Source organism: Pseudomonas sp. B21-021, from assembly GCF_024749205.1.
GTDB classification, from domain to species: Bacteria; Pseudomonadota; Gammaproteobacteria; order Pseudomonadales; family Pseudomonadaceae; genus Aquipseudomonas; species Aquipseudomonas paraglycinae.
In genome coordinates this window covers 2,855,607-2,876,001 of the sequence record NZ_CP087192.1, presented here as the reverse complement: position 1 = coordinate 2,876,001, position 20,395 = coordinate 2,855,607, and the positions used below count along the sequence as shown (strand labels likewise).

19 protein-coding genes are annotated in these 20,395 nt (G+C 62.0%); 8 read left to right on the top strand and 11 right to left on the bottom strand.

The window, feature by feature from the left end; translation table 11 throughout:
- Positions 1-55: 55 nt before the first annotated feature.
- The 4 genes from LOY31_RS12735 to LOY31_RS12720 all read right to left on the bottom strand — a co-directional run bounded on the left by LOY31_RS12735 (position 56) and on the right by LOY31_RS12720 (position 3,915).
- Positions 56-2,044, bottom strand: a complete 1,989-nt coding sequence (locus LOY31_RS12735) for a U32 family peptidase (protein WP_007955412.1) — start codon at positions 2,042-2,044, stop codon at positions 56-58.
- 229 nt (positions 2,045-2,273) lie between these two features.
- Positions 2,274-2,654, bottom strand: a complete 381-nt coding sequence (locus tag LOY31_RS12730; RefSeq protein WP_065261325.1) for a RidA family protein — start codon at positions 2,652-2,654, stop codon at positions 2,274-2,276.
- Between the two features lie 101 nt (positions 2,655-2,755).
- Complete coding sequence (locus LOY31_RS12725) at positions 2,756-3,487, bottom strand: DUF72 domain-containing protein (protein ID WP_258713407.1); 732 nt, start codon at positions 3,485-3,487, stop codon at positions 2,756-2,758.
- Positions 3,484-3,915: a DNA methylase gene (locus LOY31_RS12720; RefSeq protein ID WP_258713406.1), complete on the bottom strand. Its 432-nt coding sequence runs from the start codon at positions 3,913-3,915 to the stop codon at positions 3,484-3,486. Before LOY31_RS12720 ends, LOY31_RS12725 begins: the two co-directional genes overlap by 4 nt.
- Before the next feature lie 452 nt (positions 3,916-4,367).
- Between LOY31_RS12720 and LOY31_RS12715 the strand changes: the two genes are divergently transcribed.
- Both LOY31_RS12715 and LOY31_RS12710 read left to right on the top strand, forming a co-directional pair.
- Positions 4,368-4,751, top strand: coding sequence for a DUF6124 family protein (locus LOY31_RS12715; RefSeq protein ID WP_085604627.1), 384 nt, complete (start codon positions 4,368-4,370; stop codon positions 4,749-4,751).
- A 230-nt stretch (positions 4,752-4,981) separates the two neighbouring features.
- Positions 4,982-6,664 carry an MFS transporter gene (locus LOY31_RS12710; RefSeq protein ID WP_085604630.1) on the top strand — a complete coding sequence of 561 codons (1,683 nt, stop codon included), beginning with the start codon at positions 4,982-4,984 and terminating at the stop codon, positions 6,662-6,664.
- A 46-nt stretch (positions 6,665-6,710) separates the two neighbouring features.
- Here the strand turns inward: LOY31_RS12710 and LOY31_RS12705 are convergent, their stop codons facing one another.
- Genes LOY31_RS12705 through LOY31_RS12695 form a run of 3 tightly spaced genes read right to left on the bottom strand, consistent with a single transcriptional unit; the run spans position 6,711 to position 10,948 of the window.
- Entirely contained in the window at positions 6,711-8,057 is a 1,347-nt protein-coding gene (locus LOY31_RS12705; RefSeq protein ID WP_221535180.1) for an MFS transporter, read from the bottom strand.
- A 48-nt stretch (positions 8,058-8,105) separates the two neighbouring features.
- Complete coding sequence (locus LOY31_RS12700; RefSeq protein WP_221535179.1) at positions 8,106-9,179, bottom strand: C45 family peptidase; 1,074 nt, start codon at positions 9,177-9,179, stop codon at positions 8,106-8,108.
- 41 nt (positions 9,180-9,220) lie between these two features.
- Positions 9,221-10,948: an amidohydrolase gene (locus tag LOY31_RS12695; protein WP_221535178.1), complete on the bottom strand. Its 1,728-nt coding sequence runs from the start codon at positions 10,946-10,948 to the stop codon at positions 9,221-9,223.
- A 105-nt stretch (positions 10,949-11,053) separates the two neighbouring features.
- Between LOY31_RS12695 and LOY31_RS12690 the strand changes: the two genes are divergently transcribed.
- Positions 11,054-11,959 (top strand): LysR family transcriptional regulator, encoded by a 906-nt coding sequence (locus LOY31_RS12690; RefSeq protein ID WP_221535177.1) that lies wholly within the window; start codon positions 11,054-11,056, stop codon positions 11,957-11,959.
- A gap of 82 nt (positions 11,960-12,041) precedes the next feature.
- Complete coding sequence (locus LOY31_RS12685; protein ID WP_221535176.1) at positions 12,042-13,016, top strand: AraC family transcriptional regulator; 975 nt, start codon at positions 12,042-12,044, stop codon at positions 13,014-13,016.
- Between the two features lie 30 nt (positions 13,017-13,046).
- On the opposite strand, the gene LOY31_RS12680 is transcribed toward LOY31_RS12685, so the two are convergent.
- Complete coding sequence (locus LOY31_RS12680) at positions 13,047-14,957, bottom strand: tyrosine-protein phosphatase (RefSeq protein ID WP_258713405.1); 1,911 nt, start codon at positions 14,955-14,957, stop codon at positions 13,047-13,049.
- Between the two features lie 215 nt (positions 14,958-15,172).
- Here LOY31_RS12680 and LOY31_RS12675 point away from each other — a divergent pair, with 215 nt between their 5' ends.
- The 4 genes from LOY31_RS12675 (at position 15,173) to LOY31_RS12660 (ending at position 17,204) form a co-directional block, all read left to right on the top strand.
- Positions 15,173-15,442 (top strand): DUF4880 domain-containing protein, encoded by a 270-nt coding sequence (locus LOY31_RS12675; protein WP_085604639.1) that lies wholly within the window; start codon positions 15,173-15,175, stop codon positions 15,440-15,442.
- Between the two features lie 145 nt (positions 15,443-15,587).
- On the top strand, positions 15,588-16,079 hold the full coding sequence (locus LOY31_RS12670) for a PaaI family thioesterase (RefSeq protein ID WP_221535174.1): 492 nt from the start codon (positions 15,588-15,590) through the stop codon (positions 16,077-16,079).
- A 24-nt stretch (positions 16,080-16,103) separates the two neighbouring features.
- Positions 16,104-16,511 (top strand): RidA family protein, encoded by a 408-nt coding sequence (locus LOY31_RS12665; RefSeq protein ID WP_221535173.1) that lies wholly within the window; start codon positions 16,104-16,106, stop codon positions 16,509-16,511.
- A gap of 30 nt (positions 16,512-16,541) precedes the next feature.
- The gene (locus LOY31_RS12660; RefSeq protein WP_221535172.1) at positions 16,542-17,204 is read left to right on the top strand and encodes a glutathione S-transferase family protein; all 663 of its coding nucleotides are present in this window, start codon (positions 16,542-16,544) and stop codon (positions 17,202-17,204) included.
- 9 nt (positions 17,205-17,213) lie between these two features.
- On the opposite strand, the gene LOY31_RS12655 is transcribed toward LOY31_RS12660, so the two are convergent.
- From LOY31_RS12655 to aguB, 3 genes are read right to left on the bottom strand one after another with little or no spacing between them, the layout of a single operon-like run.
- Positions 17,214-18,332 carry an agmatine/peptidylarginine deiminase gene (locus LOY31_RS12655; protein WP_221535171.1) on the bottom strand — a complete coding sequence of 373 codons (1,119 nt, stop codon included), beginning with the start codon at positions 18,330-18,332 and terminating at the stop codon, positions 17,214-17,216.
- A 47-nt stretch (positions 18,333-18,379) separates the two neighbouring features.
- Positions 18,380-19,483, bottom strand: a complete 1,104-nt coding sequence (locus tag LOY31_RS12650) for an extracellular solute-binding protein (RefSeq protein WP_221535170.1) — start codon at positions 19,481-19,483, stop codon at positions 18,380-18,382.
- A 1-nt stretch (position 19,484) separates the two neighbouring features.
- Positions 19,485-20,393 (bottom strand): N-carbamoylputrescine amidase, encoded by a 909-nt coding sequence (gene aguB / locus LOY31_RS12645; protein WP_221535169.1) that lies wholly within the window; start codon positions 20,391-20,393, stop codon positions 19,485-19,487.
- Positions 20,394-20,395 lie beyond the last annotated feature (2 nt).

Sequence of the window (20,395 nt, the reverse complement as noted above, 5' to 3'; positions counted from 1 at the left end):
TGGCAGGCATAAAAAAACCGGTGACTTTCGTCACCGGTTTTTTATTGCCTGCTAATCAGTGTGGAGCCCGAGGAATGGTCTTCATCAGATCCTCAGGGCTGATATGCCCCACCACACTGCCCGGCTGCGGCAGATTCAGGATGTGGCCCTTCATCTTGCCGATCACGTGCATCTCGCACGGTTTGCAGTCGAACTTCAGGGTCAGCACTTCGTCGCCGTGGATCAACTGCATCGGCGCGACTTTGGTTTTCACACCGGTCACGCCTTTGGCCTGTTTCGGGCACAGGTTGAAGGAGAACCGCAGGCAGTGCTTGGTGATCATCACCGGCACTTCGCCCGCCTCTTCGTGGGCCTCGTACGCCGCGTCGATCAGCTTCACGCCGTGACGGTGGTAGAAGTCGCGAGCCTTCTGGTTATAGACGTTGGCCAGGAACGACAGGTGCGCCTCCGGGTACACCGGCGGTGGCGTGGTCTCGGCCTTGCGCGAACCGCGCGGGTGGGCGGCAACACGGGCGGCGGTCAGCGCTTCGATCACTTCGCGGCGCAACGACTTGAGCTGCGAGTTCGGGATGAAGAACGCTTGCGGCGCATCCAGCTTGATCGAGGTCGCGTGGTACTCGGTGGTGCCGAGTTGGCCGAGCAGGTCGTGCAAGGTGTCCAGCGCCTGTTCCGGTTTGTTGGCGACGCCGAACGGGCCTTCCAGCGCAACGCTGGCGCTGATGCCCTCTTCGCTGGTCACGGTCAGTTCCAGACGCTCTTCACGCAGCTTCGCCAACCAGCTCACGCCGATACGACGCTCGGCAGAGGTCTTGAGCAAGGCCTGCTGCCAGTTGTGGTCGAGGTTGCGGTTCAGTGGGTGGTTTGGGCGCAGCTTGTACAGGCCTTCCGGCATTTCGTTCGGCTCGACGCGGTAGCGGTAGCGCTTCTCGCCTTCTTCCTCGAACTCGCCCTTGGCTTCGGCGATGTTGGCGCGGAACCCCACCACTTCGCGCTTGACCAGCACGTTGAGGCCGTCGCCGTTCGACAGCGGCTCGTGGGTGATGACCTGCATGTCACGCTTGCCGACTTTCTCGACCGTGCCCACTGCCAGACCGGTGAAGGTCGGCGAATCGAACGCCCCGATGTCGATCTTGCGCTCGCTGACGAAGTAGTCGGTGCTGCCACGGTGGAAGGTTTTTTCCGGGTCCGGCATGAAGAAATGCGCGGTGCGGCCGCTGGAAGCGCGGGCCAGGTCCGGACGGTCGTTGAGCACGTCGTCGAGGCGCTGGCGGTAATAGGCGGTGATGTTCTTCACATAGCCCATGTCCTTGTAGCGACCTTCGATCTTGAACGAACGCACACCGGCCTCGACCAGTGCGCGGATGTTGGCGCTCTGGTTGTTGTCCTTCATCGACAGCAGGTGTTTTTCGTAGGCGATCACGCCACCCTTTTCGTCTTTCAGGGTGTACGGCAGACGGCAGGCCTGGGAGCAGTCGCCCCGGTTGGCACTGCGCCCGGTCTGCGCGTGGGAAATGTTGCACTGACCGGAGAACGCCACGCACAACGCGCCGTGGATGAAGAACTCGATGGCGGCATCGGTTTCATCGGCGATCGCGCGGATTTCCTTGAGGTTCAGTTCACGGGCCAGAACCAGTTGCGAGAAACCGGCCTGATCGAGGAACTTGGCCCGCTCAAGGGTGCGAATGTCGGTCTGGGTGCTGGCGTGCAGCTCGATGGGTGGAATGTCCAGCTCCATCACGCCCAGGTCCTGGACGATCAGCGCATCGACGCCGGCGTCGTACAACTGATGGATCAGCTTGCGCGCCGGCTCCAGTTCGTTGTCGTGCAGGATGGTGTTGATGGTGGTGAAGATGCGCGCGTGGTAGCGACGGGCAAATTCCACCAGTTCGGCGATTTCGCTCACCTCGTTGCACGCGTTATGGCGCGCACCGAAGCTCGGGCCGCCGATGTACACCGCGTCGGCGCCATGCAGGATGGCCTCGCGGGCGATGGCCACGTCACGGGCGGGGCTGAGCAGTTCCAGGTGATGTTTGGGCAAGGACATATGTTTTTTTAGTCAGGCTGTCACGGTCGAGGCGCGCATTGTAGCCGCGAAACGCGTGGGCGGCACGCCTGTGCTGCCGGGTGGCTGTTTTCAACCCGCCCGTTCGCAGATCGTTCCCACGCTCCGCGTGGGAATGCAGCCCGGGACGCTCCGCGTCCCTTCCACGGCAGGACGCAGAGCGTCCATGGAGGCATTCCCACGCGGAGCGTGGGAACGATCATTACGCGGGTCAGGCCTTGGCGGCCATCGCAGTCACTTCCACTTTCATCCCTTCCACCGCAAGCGCCGCCACACCCACCGCTGCGCGCACCGGCCAAGGCTTGGCGAAGAAGCGCTTGTACACCTCGTTGAACGCAGCGCGATCAGCCATGTCGGTCAGGTAAATGGTCAGGTGCAGCACGCGGTCCATCGAACTGCCGGCCTTTTCCAGCGCCACTTTCAGCGCCTGCAACGTGCATTCGCTTTGCGCGGTGACGTCGCCCAGTTCCAGGCTGCCGTCGGCGCGGGTCGGAATCTGGGTCGACATCAGGATGCCGTTGAATTCGGTCACGTCCGAAGAGATCGAGTCTGCATCCGGATCCGGGGTGTAGGTGATGTCTTGGTTGGCCATGGGAAAGTCCTTCGCTGGCAGTGAGGACGGCGCCATCGCGCGCCGTTTCGGGCGGCCAGTTTACAGACACGCTCGCTGGTTGGAAGACCAGACATCGAGTGTCAGCTGTGCGCCAGTATCCGCCGCAGTTCCAGCGCATTGCCGATTGCCGCGCCGCTGGCGGTGTTGTCGAAGATGCACCAGGTGTCGACGCCATCGACAGCCGCCACCCGCAAATCGCTGGCGAGCTTTTCCAGATACGCCGAGTCATAGGGGCTGTAATAGATGCGTGGCGAACCGTGCAGCCGCCAATAACGCACGCTGGGCCAGCCGCGCGGAGCCGCATCGGTGCTGATTCGCGAAGGATCGACCACCGCTTGCGCGATGCGATACGCCATCAACAACAGTTCGGCGGCGGCCCAGGACTCGTGGCGCGGCTCAACCACCAGAGCCCCGGAATAACGTTGGCGCAATGCGACTAAAAAGGCCTCTGCAAGTGCTTCGTCGAACGCCAGCGACGGCGGCAACTGCAGCAGCAGGCAACCCAGGTGATCGCCCAGCCCCGCGCACTGTTCAAGAAATGCATCGAGCTCACGCTCGCAGTCCCGCAGGCGCCGCTCATGGCTGATCGACTTGGGCAGCTTCACGCAAAAGCGAAATCCGTCCGGCACCGACTCGGCCCATCGGGTGTAGGTTTGGGGTTTGTGCGGACGGTAGAAGGAACTGTTGATTTCCACGCCATTGAGGTGTGCGGCATAGCGTTGCAGGTGGGTGCCCTGCTCCGGGAATGACGGCCAGTATTCGCGGGGCAGGCTCCAACCCGCGCAGCCGATGAAGATCGCCGACGCACTCAAAACAGCACCTTGCCCGCTTCGCGCATGAAGATTTCAACGGTTTTCGGGCCGATGCCGTCGAAGGCTTGCAAACGCTTTTCGAAATCCTGGAGGTCGGCGCTCGCCTCGACCATGTTCATTACGCGCCCGGCATACTCGTCATTCAATTTGGTAGCCAGCGCGAGCAGGCGCTCGGCGGTGGTTTCGTCGTAACGCACGTAATGCGCCTGGCCGAGCATCCGCACCAGTTCACGGTGAGTGCAATGGCCGAGTTTGCGCGGTGTATCGCGTTGGTGTTGGTCGACTATTACTCGGTAGGCTTCGGCGGCAATCTCGGCCTGGATTCGTTTGCCCATCAGGAAACTGGCGAGTAGCCATTTGAACAGGGCTGATTCGCTCAACGGGTGGAGGGTCATATGCAAGTCTTCGGCGCTGATGGTTTTGGTCATGCAGCTTTTGAGCGAGCGTCGGCGTGATGAGTGCGAGGCTGGCGACGAATGGGCTGGAGGCGTAAAGCGTCAGGCTTCTCCTCGTTGGGTGATGGTCGATAAACAGGTTTGGATCGCGCCGTTTAAAGACATGTCGGAATGCGTCCGGATGCCTACAAATCCTTGCGCCAGAGCCTACCGCTACGCCAGAATCCGCCGGCTTGTGCGCCTTGGGGTCGGCCGGTAACTTGGATCGGGTCACTGATTTCCAGTGATCGGGTTTAGCAGCCCGTGGTCAACCTAAGGTCGTACGTGCACTATCAATCAGGTTCCATGCCTGCACTTGATGGCGGCTGTACGCAGGGCGCTTCGGCGCGCCGGCTTCCTTAGGTTCCCCGGTCTGCTAACCTGCGTCCAGCTGCCACCCTTCTTTTAGCAGAGAAGCGGTTTCAGCATCATTTCGGAACCTGAAAATGATCAAACCGACTCCAAACCCTCCGGTCACCGAACCGGCCAGCATCACCGACCCAACCTCCCCCTACGAATGTCCTGACTCCAAGAGATTCAACGAAGCCGCCAACCGCGCCCTCGACTACCACCTCGGCCCAATATCAGCCCACATGATGGCCGCTCCCTACTACCCCAACCGCCTCTACCAGGCCAACCCGGCCAGCAACACCGAATCCCTGCTCGCCGACGCCGTCGAAACCCTGGGCTCGGCCAACGTCATGCTCAACAACTTCGTCGACCTCCTCGAAGGCCCCCACCGCAAAACCGCGCAAGGCATCGCGCAGATCGTGATGCTGGCGGAACTGGCGGTGAATCAGGTGCTGGATAACGTTGTGCCGACGGAATAAAACCCTTGGCGGCGGGTCTCTCCTGCCGCCCCTGCATCAGTCGATCAATCCCCGCCACTGGATATCCCCCCAATCCCAATTATGCTCAATGAAACCCCGCTCTCCCGCGCGGGGCGGTGATTCTGTGCACGCTCCACGAAACACCTGATACGGCATCCGCCACAGGCCTCGGGTACGCGACGTTGATGAAGTGCTCCGGCCTACAAAAACAAGCACGACGGAGAACACCCATGGCAGTACTCGACAGCATGTCCACCGGCAGCGCGCCGCCCACCAACCACAGCATCAGCCGCGAGGAGCGCAAGGTGATTTTTGCGTCGTCCCTCGGCACGGTGTTCGAGTGGTACGACTTTTACCTGTACGGCTCACTCGCCGCGATCATCGCCAAGCACTTCTTTGCCGGGGTGAACGAGACCACGGCGTTCATCTTCGCCCTGCTCGCCTTCGCCGCAGGCTTTGCGGTGCGGCCGTTCGGGGCGATTGTGTTCGGGCGATTGGGCGACATGATCGGGCGCAAGCACACGTTTCTGATCACGATCGTGATCATGGGTGTGTCGACGGCGATTGTGGGGTTCCTTCCGGGTTACGCGACCATCGGGGTCGCGGCGCCGATCATTCTGATTACCCTGCGGCTGCTGCAAGGTCTGGCGCTGGGCGGTGAGTACGGCGGCGCGGCGACGTATGTGGCCGAGCATGCGCCGAAGGGCAAACGCGGGTTCTTCACTTCGTGGATTCAGACCACCGCGACGCTGGGGCTGTTTCTGTCGCTGCTGGTGATTCTGGCCTGCCGCACGGCACTGGGCACCGAGGCGTTCGAGGCCTGGGGCTGGCGGATTCCGTTCCTGTTGTCGATCCTGCTGCTGGCGGTGTCGGTGTACATCCGCCTGCAACTGAGCGAGTCGCCGGTGTTCATGAAGATGAAGGCCGAAGGCAAGGCGTCGAAAGCGCCGCTGACTGAGTCCTTCGCCCGTTGGGACAACCTGAAAATCGTGATCATGGCCCTGCTCGGCGGCACCGCCGGCCAAGCGGTGGTCTGGTACACCGGGCAGTTCTACGCACTGTTTTTCCTGCTGCAAACTCTGAAGATCGACCCGCAGACCGCCAACCTGCTGATCGCCGGTTCACTGCTGATCGGTACGCCGTTCTTCGTGATTTTCGGCAGCCTGTCCGACCGCATCGGGCGCAAGGGCATCATCATGGCCGGGTGCATTCTGGCGGCGGTGACCTACTTCCCGATCTTCCACGCGCTGACTCAGTACGGTAACCCCGACGTGTTCATCGCCCAGGAGAAGAACCCGGTCAAGGTGATCGCCAACCCCGACCAGTGCTCGTTCCAGTTCGATCCGGTGGGCAAGGCCAAATTCACCAGTTCCTGCGATCTGGCGAAAACCATCCTGGCCAAACGGGCGATCCCGTACGAAAACGTGGTGGCGGAACCGGGCACCGTGGCCCAGGTGCGCATCGGCGACAAGGTCATCGAAAGCTTCGAAGGCACGCCTCTGCCGGCCGCTGACTTCAAGACCCGCAACGACGCCTTCACCGCCAGCCTCACGACCGCGCTGAAAGAAGCCGGTTACCCGGAAAAAGCCGACCCGGCCAAGACCAATTACCCGATGGTCTTGCTGCTGCTGACCATCCTCGTGATCTACGTGACCATGGTCTACGGCCCGATTGCGGCATGGCTGGTCGAGCTGTTCCCGGCGCGCATCCGCTACACCTCGATGTCGCTGCCGTACCACATCGGCAACGGCTGGTTCGGCGGGTTCCTGCCGACCGTGGCGTTTGCGATGGTCGCGGCTACCGGGGATATCTACTACGGCTTGTGGTACCCGATCGTGATTGCGGTGATGACGGCGATTCTCGGGATCTTCTTCATGCCTGAAACCAAGGATCGCGACATCCATCACACCTGAGGATTGAGCGCCGTCCGCTTCTGCAAGTAAGCGGGCGGCGCCCGCCTCACCGCGTTTCCCAGCGTTGCACCGCAGGCGGGATGGTTGGAGCAACCGTCACCGGCGCGTCGATTTCCTCCAGGCTCAAATGCGCGGTCTCCTTGAGGAAGAACGAGCAGACCGCCACGATCCCCAGTGCCACCGCCCCGTAAACGGCAACGCCAAACGCATCGTGGTTGTTGGCGATCAGAATGGCCGTGGCCGCACTCGACGCCGTCCCGCCACCCAGCGCAGCACCGATCTGGTACGCCGCCGACATCCCTGAATAACGCATGTCCCGTGGGAACTGCTCGGCGAGAAACGCCGGAATCGGCCCTTGTGTCGCGCCCATGAAAGCACCGATCACGATGTAAGCGAATGTGGACACCAGCAAACTTTTCAAACCCACCAGCGGGAAGAAAACAAAGAATCCGACCGCCATGATGAACGCCCCGAGGATCATCACTTTGCGCCGACCAATCCGGTCGGAAAGCAAGGCAAACAGCGGCGCGGTGATGACGATGGCGACGGACAGCGCGATGTCGAAAATCAATGCATCGGTGCTGCCATAGCCCAGTTGTGTGGCGTAGGACAGAAAGAACGTGCTGCCGATGTAGGCGATGGTCACGTAGCCAAACGCAATGCCGGTGCACAGCAGCATGGCCCGAGGTCGCGCACGCAACGCTTCAATCAACGGCATGCGCCCGTGGACGTTTGGTTCTTTGAGCAACTGCGGCGGTTTCTGCAACCGCGCATAGAGCCCGATCAGCACCAGCACGCCGCCCAGCCAGAACGGAATCCGCCAGGCAAAACCGGCGAGGTCATCGTTGGCCGCCACGCTGACCACCGCAAACACCGCCGAGCCGAGAATCCCGCCGATGCCGATGCCCATGCTGGTGAAACTGCCCCACAACCCTCGACGACCCACGGGCGCGGATTCGATGCCGAACAACGCGGCCCCGCCCCACTCGCCCCCGGCGGCAAAACCCTGCACCAGTCGCAATAGCACCAGCAACGCTGGCGCACCCGCGCCGAGGGTGGCGTAACCCGGCAAGCAGCCGATCAGAAAGGTGCTGAGCCCCATCAACAACAAGGTGATGACCAGCATTTTCTGGCGCCCGAGTTTGTCGCCGTAATGCCCGAACACCACGCCACCCAACGGCCGGGCGAAGAACCCTGCGCCGAACGCACCGAAGGCTACGAGGGTGGCGGTGAGCGGGTCCATCTGCGGAAAAAACACCTTCGGGAACACCAGCGCGGCGGCGATCCCGTAAATCACGAAGTCATAAAACTCCAGGGCGGTGCCCATGCCGGAGACGAAGAAGGTTCTCAGCGCCGACGGTGAACCCGCCGTGCGTGCTGGGTGACTGGCCATGTGGGGTGCTCCTCTTGTTGTTGTTTTTCGGGGCGTTGCTTCAGGGTTTCAGAAACGCTGGTAACCGTTGCGGGCCAGCTGTTTCGGGTTGCCGGCGGCGTATTCGAGCACGCACTGCTCGGTGTCGATGCCGATGGTCAGCAAGGTTTCCCAGCGCTCGGTGGCCGGCATGCTCAGGTCGGGGTGGAAGCAGATCGGTGCCTCTTCGCCGGCGGCGCCGCACATGGCATCGGCCCGGCGAATCAGGTCGCCCTCGGTCATACCGCTCAGCAAAGCGTTCACGTGGTCGATACGGGCGTAGGTGGTCGAGGCGTCCGGCGTGCGTTCGCCAGCGCTCAGGTCCGGGTCGAGGAAATGGTTGGTGTGGGTGATCCAGCCTTCGGCGTTCGGCAGCACCACGGCAGTGGCGGCAGGCGACATTTCGATGCTGCAGGCGCGGATTTTCGAGTCTTCGCGAGAGAACACGGTCAGCACCGTAGACGCACTGACCCGCGCCGAACGCGCCAACTCGATGGCCTCTTCCACACTGTGCGCCTGCTCCAGAATCCGCCGCGCAATTGCATGCACCGGCACACCGACGGTGCCGTTGTCACTGGCGTGGTGAAGAATGTTGAAGTGCAGCCCGAGGCCGGCGCTGTTCACGCCGATCTTGCCGAGCATGCCGAACTCGGTGAACAGCTTGACGGTCATCCCGGCGTCGGTGGTCAGTTGCAGGATCAGGCCGTTAGGCACCAGCGTGTCGTGCCAGTCCCAGGTCTGGATGGTTTTCGGTGCTTGCGGGCCATGAGGGGCGAAGACGGCGGTCGAGCATTCGCCTTCAGTGGACGGCATTACGGCGAGGATTTCGGTGCGGGCATTCAGGGCCGCGAGTTGCCACAGCGGCAAATCCGCGCCTTCGGCCGTGGCGATGATCTCCTCGGCCAGCGCCGGGCTCCAGTCTTCCAGAGCTTTGAGGCTGGCGTCGCCGATGGCGCGCACTTGCTGTGGCGGGATGTCGAGCTGGTTGAAGAAGTCGAGATACAGCGCAACGGTCTGGCGAATCTGTGCGCTGAAGGCGTCACCGATCTGGTGCCCACGAGTTTGCGGGTTGCGGGTGTCGGTGACGAAGCAATGAAGGTTCACGAAAAGTCTTCCTTTTTTTGGCGTTGTAATCGGAGTGCGGCTTACGGCTGGCGGCGATAGATTTCACGGCCGGCGAACCAGGTGCTGAGGACCTGGGTGTCGCGCAAGGCTTCGGGGGCGACCGTGAACACGTCCCGGTCGAGGACGATCAGGTCGGCCTGTTTGCCGGGTTTGAGCGAGCCGATGCTGTCTTCCAGACGCAGAACCTTTGCCGCGTTCAGGGTGTAGGCCTGGAACATGACCTGACGATCGATGTCTTCGGCGGCGTTGAGCACGCCTTTCGGGCCCTTGCGGCTGACGGCCTGGTAAATCGCTTTCCACGGTTCGGGCGTGGTGATCGGCCAGTCGCTGGCGCCGGCGATGGTCGCGCCCTGCTTGAGCAGCGAACGCGCCGGATAGGTGTACATGAAGGCCATGGCGCTGACGTACGGTTTGACCAGATCCATGCTCGATTCATCAGCGCTGGCCCAATACATCTGCATCGACGCGATGACGTTCAGCGCCTTGAACCGGGCGAATTCTTTCGGGTTGACCATCTGCAGGTGGGTGATCGAATGGGCAATGCCGCTCTGGCGATCCTTGCGCGCCTGCTCGATGCCATTGAGTGATTCGCGCACCGCGCGGTCGCCGATGGCGTGGATGTGGACGAGCCAGCCACGGGCGTCGGCGGCGCTGACCAGTTCACCAAAGTGCGCCGGGTCGATCAGCAGCTCGCCGGATTTTTTCGAGTTCTTGTAAGGTTCAAGCATCGCTGCGCTTTGCGCAGGCGATTCGGCCACGCCGTCGGCGAACACCTTGATGCCCGGCAACGTCAGGTTGTGCACGCCGAGGAACTGTTGGCGGACCTTGTCCAGTTCATCGAGATCGGCGGGTGTAGCCTTCGAATCGGCCATCAGCAATGCGGCGACGTGAGCGGTGAGTTCGCCGTTTTCCGAAAGCTTCTTGTACGTCGGCAGCACGCCGAGCGAGTCGTTTTTCACGTCGGCGCCGGGCAGTTCGTTGGCCAGCGGATCCATCCACCCGGTAATTCCGAGGCTTTTGTAGTAATTCAGCGCGGCGCGCCCACCCGCCAGCAGCGCTTCATCGGTCGGCGGTGGCAACAGGGCCTGCACCGGGTAGAGCCCGGCATCCACCATAAAACCGTTCGGCTGTCCGTTGGGATGATGACCGAGGGTGTCTTTCTCTTCGGGTTTGAGCGCCTGGATGCGCGCCGCGTCGATGCCGGCGCGTTTAAGCATCGCCCGATTGGCCCACCCGGTGTGCAGGTCCCAGCCCAGCAGCAACAGCGGCTGATCAGCCCACTCGCCCTGATTGAAACGCTGCTCCAGTGCGCCAGTCTGGCTCCAGTAGGTCGAGGGTAATCCGCCGACGCTGAGGAATTCGCCGCGCCAGGCCTTGCCGTCCTCACGCCATTGGCGCAAGCGCGATTCCAGTTTATCGAGCGGCAGCATCTGCCCGTCGAGATTGGCCTGAAGCATCTGCAGGCCGCCCTTGATGGTGTGGGAATGGGAGTCGATGAAACCGGGCATCACCACTTTGCCGCCCAGATCGATCAATCGAGTGCCAGAAGTCTTGAGGCGCAGCACCTGCGCATCCGAGCCGACCGCCACCATCTTGTCACCGTCGATGGCGACGGCCTGCTGCAACGGCTGCCCGGGTTCGGCGGTGTAGATCTTTGCGTTGTGCAGGATCAGATCGGTTGCCGCCAGACTTTCCAGCGAGGCACAGGCCAGTGCGGACGACACCATCAGGGTCAGAAGCTGCTTCATGAGCGTTCTCGTTATTTTTGTTAGGCTGAGGCCAGATTAGCCAAGCCCGCCGGATAACTGAATGCCGTCTCACGCACAACTTCTGTGCCCATCAGGAATAGATCAATGGACAAAATGAGCGCCCTGACCATGTTCGTCGCCACCGCCGAGCACGGTAACTTCAGCCGTGCCGCCGAGGTGCTCGGCAACACGCCGTCTGCCCTGACCAAAGCCGTGGCGCAACTGGAAGAGGAACTCGGCAGCCGCCTGTTCGACCGCACCACTCGACGCATGGCACTGACCGAAGCCGGGCGGATCTATCTGGAAGGCGCGCGTCAGGCGCTGTTGCAACTGCAACTGGCCAGCGAAGGCGTCGAACAGCTCAAACACGAATTGCGCGGCGAGTTGCGCATCATCGCCCCGCCCTCCTTTGCCCCGGCCTTTCTCAATCAGGTGTGCTGCCGCTTTCTGAACGAACACCCGCAGGTCAATCTGGAAGTGGATCTGAGCGACAACTACGACGACCCGGTCGATGGCAGCTACGACCTGGCGCTGCGTGACGGGCCGATCGATCTGCCGGGGGTGATCGCTCAGCCGCTGGTGGAGAACCGCGTGCAGCTCTGCGCCAGCCCGGCCTATCTGGCGCGCAAGGGCAGCGATGTGTCACTGGACAACTATCACCAGCACGACTGGCTGATCTTCCGCCACCCGCTGCTCAACCGGCACTTCTGGTGGGTCAAGCAAGGCGAACGACGCCTGCGCATGACCCAACCAATCCCGCGCATTGCCAGTGACAATTACGATTTCCTGCTGGCCTGCCTGCTGGACGGGCAAGGCCTGCAATTTCTCCCGCAGTGGAGCGCCGCGCCGTATCTCGCCCGGGGCGAACTGGTGGAGTTGATGCCCGAATACTGGCGCGAACCCAGCGCCTTCGGCCCGTGGATCTACGTGCTGTATCAGGCGCATCGGCGCAATACGCGCAAGGTGAAGGTGTTCATCGACTTCTTGAAGGCTCACTGGCAAGCCACGTAATCCGTTTGTGTCATGTCGCTGTCACTCTTGGTTGCTAACGTCTTCGCGCCTCTTTGCCCCGACTGCCAAGGTGACCTTCCCGGTGTACTCAAGCCCGACGCGCCAGACCATCATCCTCAGATCCGCCGATATGTCCTGCGACGACTTCGGCGCGCTGTTCTCCCGCATGTTCGGCAATCGTTATGGCGACACCCCGCCGCCGCCCAAGGACATCATCATCGGCGGCGTCTACGGGCGGCACGATGGGGTGAGTTTCCGGCGCATGCATTACCGGGGCGATTTCACCGTGGCGTTCCCCGAGCCCTACGACGAAATTACCTTCGTGATTCCCACCGCCGGCCGGATCATCTTCAACGACTCGGCCGAATCCCTGGGTCTGCCGCACATCGGGCTGGCCATCGACAAGGCGGATCTGCGTTCGATGCGTTTCGTCGACAATCACGCCCAGCACGGCATGTCGATCAGCCGTGCGGCGTTCACCGAACGGCTTTCGTCACTGCTGGGCCGACCGATCGTGCACAAGCTGCATTTCGAGCCGAGGGTGGATCTGAACAGCCCGGCGTTTCAGGGCATTCGTGCGCTGATCGATCTGGCCACCGGCACTGAATTCGATCTGTTGTTGAACGCTGGTTCGCTGATGCCGTCGCGGCTGCGGGAGATGCTGGTGGACGCGGTACTGGAAGCCTGGCCGCACAACTTCAGCGAGGCCTTGCGCCGCCCCGAGGCGCAGATCACGCCACGGCATGTGAAACAGGCCATCGAATACATTCAGGCGCATCCCGAGCAGATGGTCAGCGGAACGGATCTGGCGGGGCTGGTAAACGTCAGCCTGCGGGCGTTGCAGGAAGGCTTCCGGCGGTTCGTCGGCACCTCGATTGTCGCGTACCAGCGACAGGTCAGGCTGGAGCGTGCCTGTGATGCATTGAAGCAAGGCCCATCATCATCGGTGACCGACGTGGCCCTGCAATTCGGGTTCAGCAACGTCGGCCGGTTCTGCCAGTACTTTCAGGATGCCTACGGCGTGAGCCCTGCAGAAATGCGAAAAGGACTGCGCTGAGGCAGTCCTTTTTCTTCACCTTCAGGTTGGTCAGAACTGATAACTGGCCTTGAGCCCGCCGCTGAAACCGTGGCTGTCACCGCCACCGCTGGCACCGGCTTCAGCGCCCAGACTGAGGGCGCCCAGGTTGGCCATGAGGTTGACGCCGCCGCTGAACTGGTCGCGGTTGTCGAACGCCGCGCGCTGTTGGATATCCAGTCCCAGCAGATGCCCTTCGCTATCGACCTGATGATCGCCCAGCACACGCTCGTAACCGACCCGCACGCCCGGCACCAGTTGCCACGCACCCATCGGCATCGGGGCGAACGAAACGTCGAGATTGACCACCGCACTGCGGCGGGTTTCCTGAATGTCATCGACATTAAGGGCCAATTCGCTGCCCTTCTCCTGAAAGCCCGACAAGTCCAGACGGCTGACGCGCACGCCGAGGCTCGGCTCCAGAATCACAGTGTTCAGCGGCATCCGATAACCGAGTGCCAACGTGGCGCCGCTGAGGTTGCCGTGGGTGTCGCCCTTCGCCGAACCGAGGCCGCCGCCGAGGTCGCGTTTGCTGTCGTAGTCGACATGACCGGCGCTGAGGTTGGCGTCGACAAACAGGCCACGTTCCAGGCTGGTGAAGCCATAACGAGCGCCAAGGTCGAGGAAGGTGAAATCGGTATCGGCCTCGCCGCCTGCCCCGCCGACAGTGCCTTTGCTGTAACCGATGCCGCCGCGAGCGCTGAATTGTTCGGAGAAGCGCTGGGTGACGCCAACCATCAGGCCTTGGCTGTGTTCGTTGCTGCTTTGCGCATGGGCCGAGCCGTCGGTGCCGAGGTAACCGGCGAGCGCGGTGCTCCACAAGCGGTATTGACCGACCTTGAGGTCAGTGCCGCTGGCAAACGGCGCGGCGGCTTGTTCGATCATTGCGTTCTGACGCAGCAGGTAACTGGCGGCATCCGCATGTACCTGACCGCCGACCGTGGACTCGACACCGCCCAGAGTGCCGGCGTCGATGGCCGATTGCAGGTAGTAGTTGTAGGCGCTGTAAGTGCCCGAGAGTTTGCTGTTCTGCAATTCCTGCAACAGTTGCGCGCCAGCGGCGGCGTTGCCGATCAGCCCTGCCTGACCGGGCAGGCTGTTGTACTCGACCATTTTGCCGCGCAGCACATAGATGGTTTCCTGGGACAGACCCAGCCCCTGCTTGAGGTAGTTGTCCATGCTGCCGTATTGCGCGGTCACCTGATCCAGGCCCGCTTGCAGATAACTCGCCTCGACGCCCAGCAGCGGCGCGTAGATCGCCGCCATGCTCGGCGGCATCATCGCCAGGGTCTTGGCCACGCGGTCGGCGGTGTAGTCGTTGGTCGCCAGGTAGTTGCTCATGATCGTCGCGTTGTCGACCCCGGCGATGCTTTGCAGCACGGCGGCCGTCCAGCCAGTGCGGTCCTTGCCGGCGGTGCAATGGAACAGCGCGGCGCCGTCGACACCGGCCAGTTCGTTGAACAGCACACCCAACTGCCCGCGCATGCCGGCGTCGCTGACAAAGGCGCGGTTGGTCTCCTGCATCATCGCAGTCGCATCGGCCGCGCTTTTGAACGAGACCGTGGTGATGTTCGCGCCCGACGTGGTGGCGCCGATGATGTCGATGTTCTGGTAGGTCGCCCCGCTGATCATCGTGTCCGGCGTGCCGGCGATTTCGCTGGGGGTGCGCAGGTCGTATACGGCCTTGATCCCCAGACCGTTGAGGGTCGCCAGGTCCGACGCTGTCGGCGTCAGCGCGTTGGAGCGGTAGAACACACCAGCGCGCATCGTTCCGTCATGGGCCGTGGAATAAGCGGTGGTGATACCGGCGATATCGCGGAAGTTGTCGATGCCTTTCAGGCGCGGGGTATCAAGGTCGGCCGCGTGGGCGGCGGCGATGGACAGACTCAATACGGACAGCGAACACAGAAGACGTGGAAACACGATGCAGCCTCATTGGAAACCGGTTGGGCTGCCCACTATCTACAATGAAATGTGACTGAATATGGCAATTCTTCGAAAAGCGTAAATGGCGGCGCGATCTGTCCGGCACGCGCGCGTTCTGTCCGTGACTGCCGACTAAATCCTTTCGGTGCTTTGACGTTTTTTTTGCAAGCACCCACGTAAACTGCAGTCTTCGCCCCTTCTGGAACCCGTCAATGAACGACGCAGATGATGAAATCCTGACGCAAGCGGCGCACTGGTGCCTGCGCCTGCAAGACGAAACCTGCACGCCCGACGAACGCCAGGCGTTCCAGCAGTGGATTCAGATCGACCCGCGCCACGCCTTCGAATACGCCAAGATGCTCGAGGTCTGGGAACTGAGCGATCAACTGCCGGACGAGCGCGACAAGTCGAAAAAACGCAAAGCCACGACGCTGCCCTGTAGCTTCGAAGAGTTTCAACGCAACCTGGCGCAGCGCACCTAGTGCGCCGCGATACGCTGGGGTTGTTGATCTGACGGCTCGCCCAGACCCGTACCGCCTGAGCGAACAATCGCATTGCTCGAGCTGCGTCCTTTATTCAGGGTTAGAATCCGCCCGGTTCGGCTAACAGTTTAAGGATGACCCCGGCATGTCCCACGACACCTCCCTGCAAGATACCGCCGCCCCCGAGGGCGTCTGCTTTGGCTGCGGCAGCAGCAACCCGCACGGTTTGCACATCAAGAGTTTCTGGCACGAGGACGGCGTGCACGTCATGGCCGAGCACGTGCCCGAAGCCAAATACTGCGGCTGGCCGGAGCTGGTCTACGGCGGCCTGATCGCGATGCTGGTGGACTGCCACTCCAACTGGACCGCGATGGCTTATCACTACCGGGCCGAGCAACGTGAAGCCGAAAGCCTGCCGCGCATCAACTGCGTCACCGGCAACCTCGGCATCAAGTTCATCAAACCGACGCCAATGGGTCTGCCGTTGACGCTGAAGGCCCGAGTCGACGGCGAAGTCGGGCGCAAGACCCGGGTGATCTGCGAGGTCTACGCCGGGGGTGTGCTGACGGCGGTGGGCGATTCAGTATTTGTGCGAGTGGATACCGAGCAGTTGGCAGCGGCCGCGCACGGTCGTTGAAATCCGTCATTGAAGGTAAACACGATGCCCGATCGCAAAATCATCATCCCCGACTCCATGAAACCCATCGTCGAACGCGCCGGTTACGCGCCGGCGGTTATGGTCGGCGATACGCTTTACTGCGCCGGTCAGGTAGGCCGGACGGTTGATTTGAAAGTCATCGAAGACCCCGAGCAACAGTTCATCCGTGCCTGGGAAAACCTCGCCGAAGTGCTGAAGGCCGGTGGCTGCACCTTCGACGATGTGGTGGAGATGACCACCTATCACGTCGACATGAGCCAACACATGCCGGTGTTTCGCGAAGTGAAAAACCGCGTATTCCCCAAAGGCTTCTGTGCCTGGACCTGCATCGGCGTCAGCGAACTGGCTCACCCGGGGTTGCTGGTGGAAATCAAATGCGTGGCGGTGCGCAGGCGCGCTATACCTGAGTAACGCCATTCCCCCTCATCGAGGTGTTGAACGATGGACTTGACCCTCTATTACCACCCGTTGTCGTCCTACTGCCACAAAGCGCTGATCGCCCTCTACGAACACGGCGTCGCCTTCGAGAAACGCCTGATCGATCTGTCCAGCGAAGCCGAGCGGGCCGAGCTTCAGGCGCTGTGGCCGCTGGTCAAATTCCCGGTGTTGCGCGATCACGTGCGCCAGCGCACGGTGCCGGAATCGAGCGTGATCATCGAGTACCTGGATCATCAACCGGGGCAGTCGCAGCGACTGATTCCCGAAGACTGGGAGACCGCGCTGGACGTGCGTCTTTGGGACCGGTTTTTCGACCATTACGTGATGACGCCGATGCAGCAGATCGTCGCCGACCGCATCCAGTCCGCCAATGGCGACCTGAGCAGTCAGCGGGCGCTGCTGGCCACGGCGTACGGCATGCTTGAACAACAACTGGCGGACCGCGAATGGATCGCCAGCGCGGATTTCAGCCTGGCCGATTGCTCCGCCGCGCCGGCCCTGTTCTACGCCAGCACGCTGGTGCCGTTTGCCGCCGAACAACCGCGCCTGAGCGCCTATTTCGAACGGCTGGTGCAGCGCCCGTCGTTCAGTCGGGTGATCGAAGAAGCCAAACCGTGGTTCGACTTCTATCCCTTTGCCGAGGCCCTGCCCCAACGTTTCCGCTGAGGCTCAGGCTCACGCCGGCTGGTGACTGGTCACGCAGTGAATCCCGCCACCACCGGCCGCGATGGCGTCGATGTTTATCTGCACCACGTCGCGGTTCGGGTAGAGCTTTTTCAGCAGGTCGAAGGCCTTCTTGTCGGCGTCCTTGTCGCCAAACTCCGGAGCGATCACCGCGCCGTTGATCACGAAATAGTTGATGTAACCGGCCGCGAAATCGTCGTTATCCCTGTTGAACTTGGTCTTGCGCGGTTTCAGCGGTGGCGACACGGTGTGGATCTGCAACGGGCGACCGTCGGCGTCGGTGGCCTTTTTCAGGATTTCCAGGTGCGCCAGGGTGACCTTGTTGTCGTAGGAGCGCGGGTCGGTGTCGAGGTTGGCGATGACCACGCCGGGCGTGACGAAGCGCGCGTAGAAATCGACGTGGGCATCGGTGATGTCCTTGCCCTTGATGCCCGGCAGCCAGATGATCTTGCGCAGGCCCAAACGTGCTTTCAACTCGGCCTCAACATCGGCCTTGCTCCAGCCAGGGTTGCGGTTTTCGTTGATCCAGCAGCTTTCGGTCATGATCGCGGTGCCGTGGCCGTCGACTTCGATGCCGCCGCCCTCGCCCACCAGTTCGCTGCGCTGGTAGGTCGCCTGCGCATCGGCCGCCACGCGTTTGGCGATTTTCGCGTCTTTCGAGTGCTGTTGCTTGTTGCCCCAGCCGCTGAAATTGAAGTCCACGGCGCCGAGTCCGTTTTTGTCGTCGATGACGAAGTTGGCGCTGATGTCACGCATCCAGATGTCGTCGAGGTTGGCGATCTGGTAGGTGATGTTGGAGGTGCCACAAATCTCTTCGGCCAGGCTACGTTCGCCGCTGCGGCAATAGATGGTCAGCGGTTCGTAGCGGGCGATGGCGCGGGCGATCCGGCCCAGCGCTTCCTGAACGTCTTCGGTGAAGTCTTCCCAGATCGCGTCCTGCGCGCCGAAGGCCATGTAGGCGCGCTCGTGCTTGTCGCCCTCGTCGGGCATGAACCAGCGACCTTCGCTGGCCGCCAGTACCCGCGCCGGTGACAGGCCGAGGCCCATGACGGCAGCGCCTACGCCGGCGGCAACTGAAACCTGTTTGATGAACTCGCGACGAGTTGGCATGTGTAACTTCCTGATGTGTAAGGGGTAGCCGAAGCAGCCCGGAAAAATCACTTTGCAGTGGCGGTCTTGAACTTGGTCCAGGTGCGCATGCGGGCGCGCATGTCGGCCTGGGGAATATCCTTGCCCGGTATCAAACGAGCATAGGTCGCTTCGTCGAGGTAGATGTCCGGGTTGTTGCGCATCGCCTCATCCACGTTTGGCCGGGCCTTGGCGTTGGAGGTCGGGTAACCGGTGAAATTGCTGATCGCGGCCATGTTCTCCGGGCGCATCACGAAGTTGATGAATTCGTAGGCGTATTCTGGATGTTTGGCATCGACCGGAATGGCCATGGTGTCCATCCACACCGTGGTGCCTTCGCGCGGCACGCGGTACTGGAAGCGGGTCTGCTTGCCGGCGCTGTCCGAAGTGCGCTGGGCCTGGGTCATGTCGCCGCTGTAGCCGAGGGACAGGCACAGGTTGCCGTTGACCAGATCGGTCACCGGTTGCGACTGGAACTTGCGGATATACGGCCGCAACTTCATCAGCAGATCACTGGCCGCTGCCAGATCCGCGGGCTTGGCGCTGCGCGGGTCGCGGCCCAGATAGTTGAGCACCACGGCCAGCACTTCGTCCGGCGAATCGATCATCGAAATCCCGCAATCGGCAAACTTCGCGGCCAGTTCCGGTTTGAACAGCATGTCGAGACTATTGACCGGCGCATCGGCCATACGCTGTTTGATCTGCTCGGCGTTGTAGGTCAGACCGATGGTGCCCCAGGTGTACGGCACGGTGGCCTTGTTCGAATGCTCGTAATGGCTGCGCAGTTTTTGCAGGCCCGGCTCAATGTCGTTCATCGCCGTGACTTTCGAAGGATCCAGCGGCAACAGGCTGCCGGCGCGCATCAGGCGTTCGGCCACGGTGTCGCCGGGGAAGATCAGGTCGTAGCCGCTGCCGCCGGAAAGCATCTTGGCTTCCAGGGTTTCGCTGCCATCCATCACGTCGTAGATCACCTTGATCCCGGTTTCGGCGGTGAATTTGCTCAACGTGTCTTCAGCGAAATAATCCGCCCAGTTGTACAGCCGCAGGGTCTTGTCTTCGGCGTGTACGGCGGGCATCAAACCGGCCAGCGCCAGGCCCAGAGCGCCCAGCAACCACTTGTGTGAAGTAGGCATATCAGACTCCTTGAGGATTCCAGCGGGCGTTAAGGTGACGGCCGTCCTGGCTCAACAATGCGCCATACATTTCCGGGCGACGGTCGCGGTAGATGCCCCAGCTCAGGCGATCTTCACGCATGGCTGCCAGATCCAGGCTTTGCACCAACACGCCGGTGCTGGCGCGGTCGGCTTCGGCGAGCATTTTTCCCTTGTGGTTGCAGATGAACGACGAGCCGTAGAAATTCATTTGCAGCGCCGCATCGCTGCCCGCCACTTCACGGCCAACGCGGTTGGACGCGATCACCGGCAGCAGGTTGGCAGCCGCGTGGCCACGCATGGTCATCTGCCAGTGGTCGCGCGAATCCAGATCCGCGCAGCCCGGTTCCGAGCCGATGGCCGTCGGGAACAGCAGCACCTCAGCGCCCATCAAGGCCAGGCAACGGGCGGTTTCCGGAAACCACTGATCCCAGCAGATGCCCACGCCGAGGCGGCCGAACGCGGTGTCCCAGACTTTGAAACCGGTATCGCCGGGGCTGAAGTATTCCTTCTCCTGATAACCGATGGCGTTGGGGATGTGGGTCTTGCGGTACACGCCCAACAGGCGCCCGTCGGCATCGGCCACGCTCAGGGAGTTGAAGTAGGCGTTGCCGGCCTTCTCGTACCAGCTCAACGGCAACACAACGCCCAGTTCACGGGCCAGCGCGGCGAAGCGCGACAGCACCTGACTGTCGCGGTACTCCTCGGCCAGCGCCATGTGCTGGTGGCTCTGCTCGATGCAGAAATACGGCGTGGCGAACAGCTCCTGCAACAGGATCACTTGCGCGCCCTGCGCGGCCGCTTCACGCACCAACTGCTCGGCGCGGTCGAGGTTGCTTTTCAGGTCCCAGGTGCACGGCATCTGGGTGGTGGCGACTGTCAGCAACGTCATCG

What these genes read in the sequence shown, in the direction of transcription:
- LOY31_RS12735 (WP_007955412.1), bottom strand. Translation starts at nt 2,044, where the DNA reads ATGTCCTTGCCCAAACATCACCTGGAACTGCTCAGCCCCGCCCGTGAC.
- LOY31_RS12730 (WP_065261325.1), bottom strand. Translation starts at nt 2,654, where the DNA reads ATGGCCAACCAAGACATCACCTACACCCCGGATCCGGATGCAGACTCG.
- LOY31_RS12720 (WP_258713406.1), bottom strand. Translation starts at nt 3,915, where the DNA reads ATGACCAAAACCATCAGCGCCGAAGACTTGCATATGACCCTCCACCCG.
- LOY31_RS12715 (WP_085604627.1), top strand. Translation starts at nt 4,368, where the DNA reads ATGATCAAACCGACTCCAAACCCTCCGGTCACCGAACCGGCCAGCATC.
- LOY31_RS12710 (WP_085604630.1), top strand. Translation starts at nt 4,982, where the DNA reads ATGGCAGTACTCGACAGCATGTCCACCGGCAGCGCGCCGCCCACCAAC.
- LOY31_RS12705 (WP_221535180.1), bottom strand. Translation starts at nt 8,057, where the DNA reads ATGGCCAGTCACCCAGCACGCACGGCGGGTTCACCGTCGGCGCTGAGA.
- LOY31_RS12695 (WP_221535178.1), bottom strand. Translation starts at nt 10,948, where the DNA reads ATGAAGCAGCTTCTGACCCTGATGGTGTCGTCCGCACTGGCCTGTGCC.
- LOY31_RS12690 (WP_221535177.1), top strand. Translation starts at nt 11,054, where the DNA reads ATGGACAAAATGAGCGCCCTGACCATGTTCGTCGCCACCGCCGAGCAC.
- LOY31_RS12675 (WP_085604639.1), top strand. Translation starts at nt 15,173, where the DNA reads ATGAACGACGCAGATGATGAAATCCTGACGCAAGCGGCGCACTGGTGC.
- LOY31_RS12670 (WP_221535174.1), top strand. Translation starts at nt 15,588, where the DNA reads ATGTCCCACGACACCTCCCTGCAAGATACCGCCGCCCCCGAGGGCGTC.
- LOY31_RS12665 (WP_221535173.1), top strand. Translation starts at nt 16,104, where the DNA reads ATGCCCGATCGCAAAATCATCATCCCCGACTCCATGAAACCCATCGTC.
- LOY31_RS12660 (WP_221535172.1), top strand. Translation starts at nt 16,542, where the DNA reads ATGGACTTGACCCTCTATTACCACCCGTTGTCGTCCTACTGCCACAAA.
- LOY31_RS12655 (WP_221535171.1), bottom strand. Translation starts at nt 18,332, where the DNA reads ATGCCAACTCGTCGCGAGTTCATCAAACAGGTTTCAGTTGCCGCCGGC.
- LOY31_RS12650 (WP_221535170.1), bottom strand. Translation starts at nt 19,483, where the DNA reads ATGCCTACTTCACACAAGTGGTTGCTGGGCGCTCTGGGCCTGGCGCTG.
- aguB (WP_221535169.1), bottom strand. Translation starts at nt 20,393, where the DNA reads ATGACGTTGCTGACAGTCGCCACCACCCAGATGCCGTGCACCTGGGAC.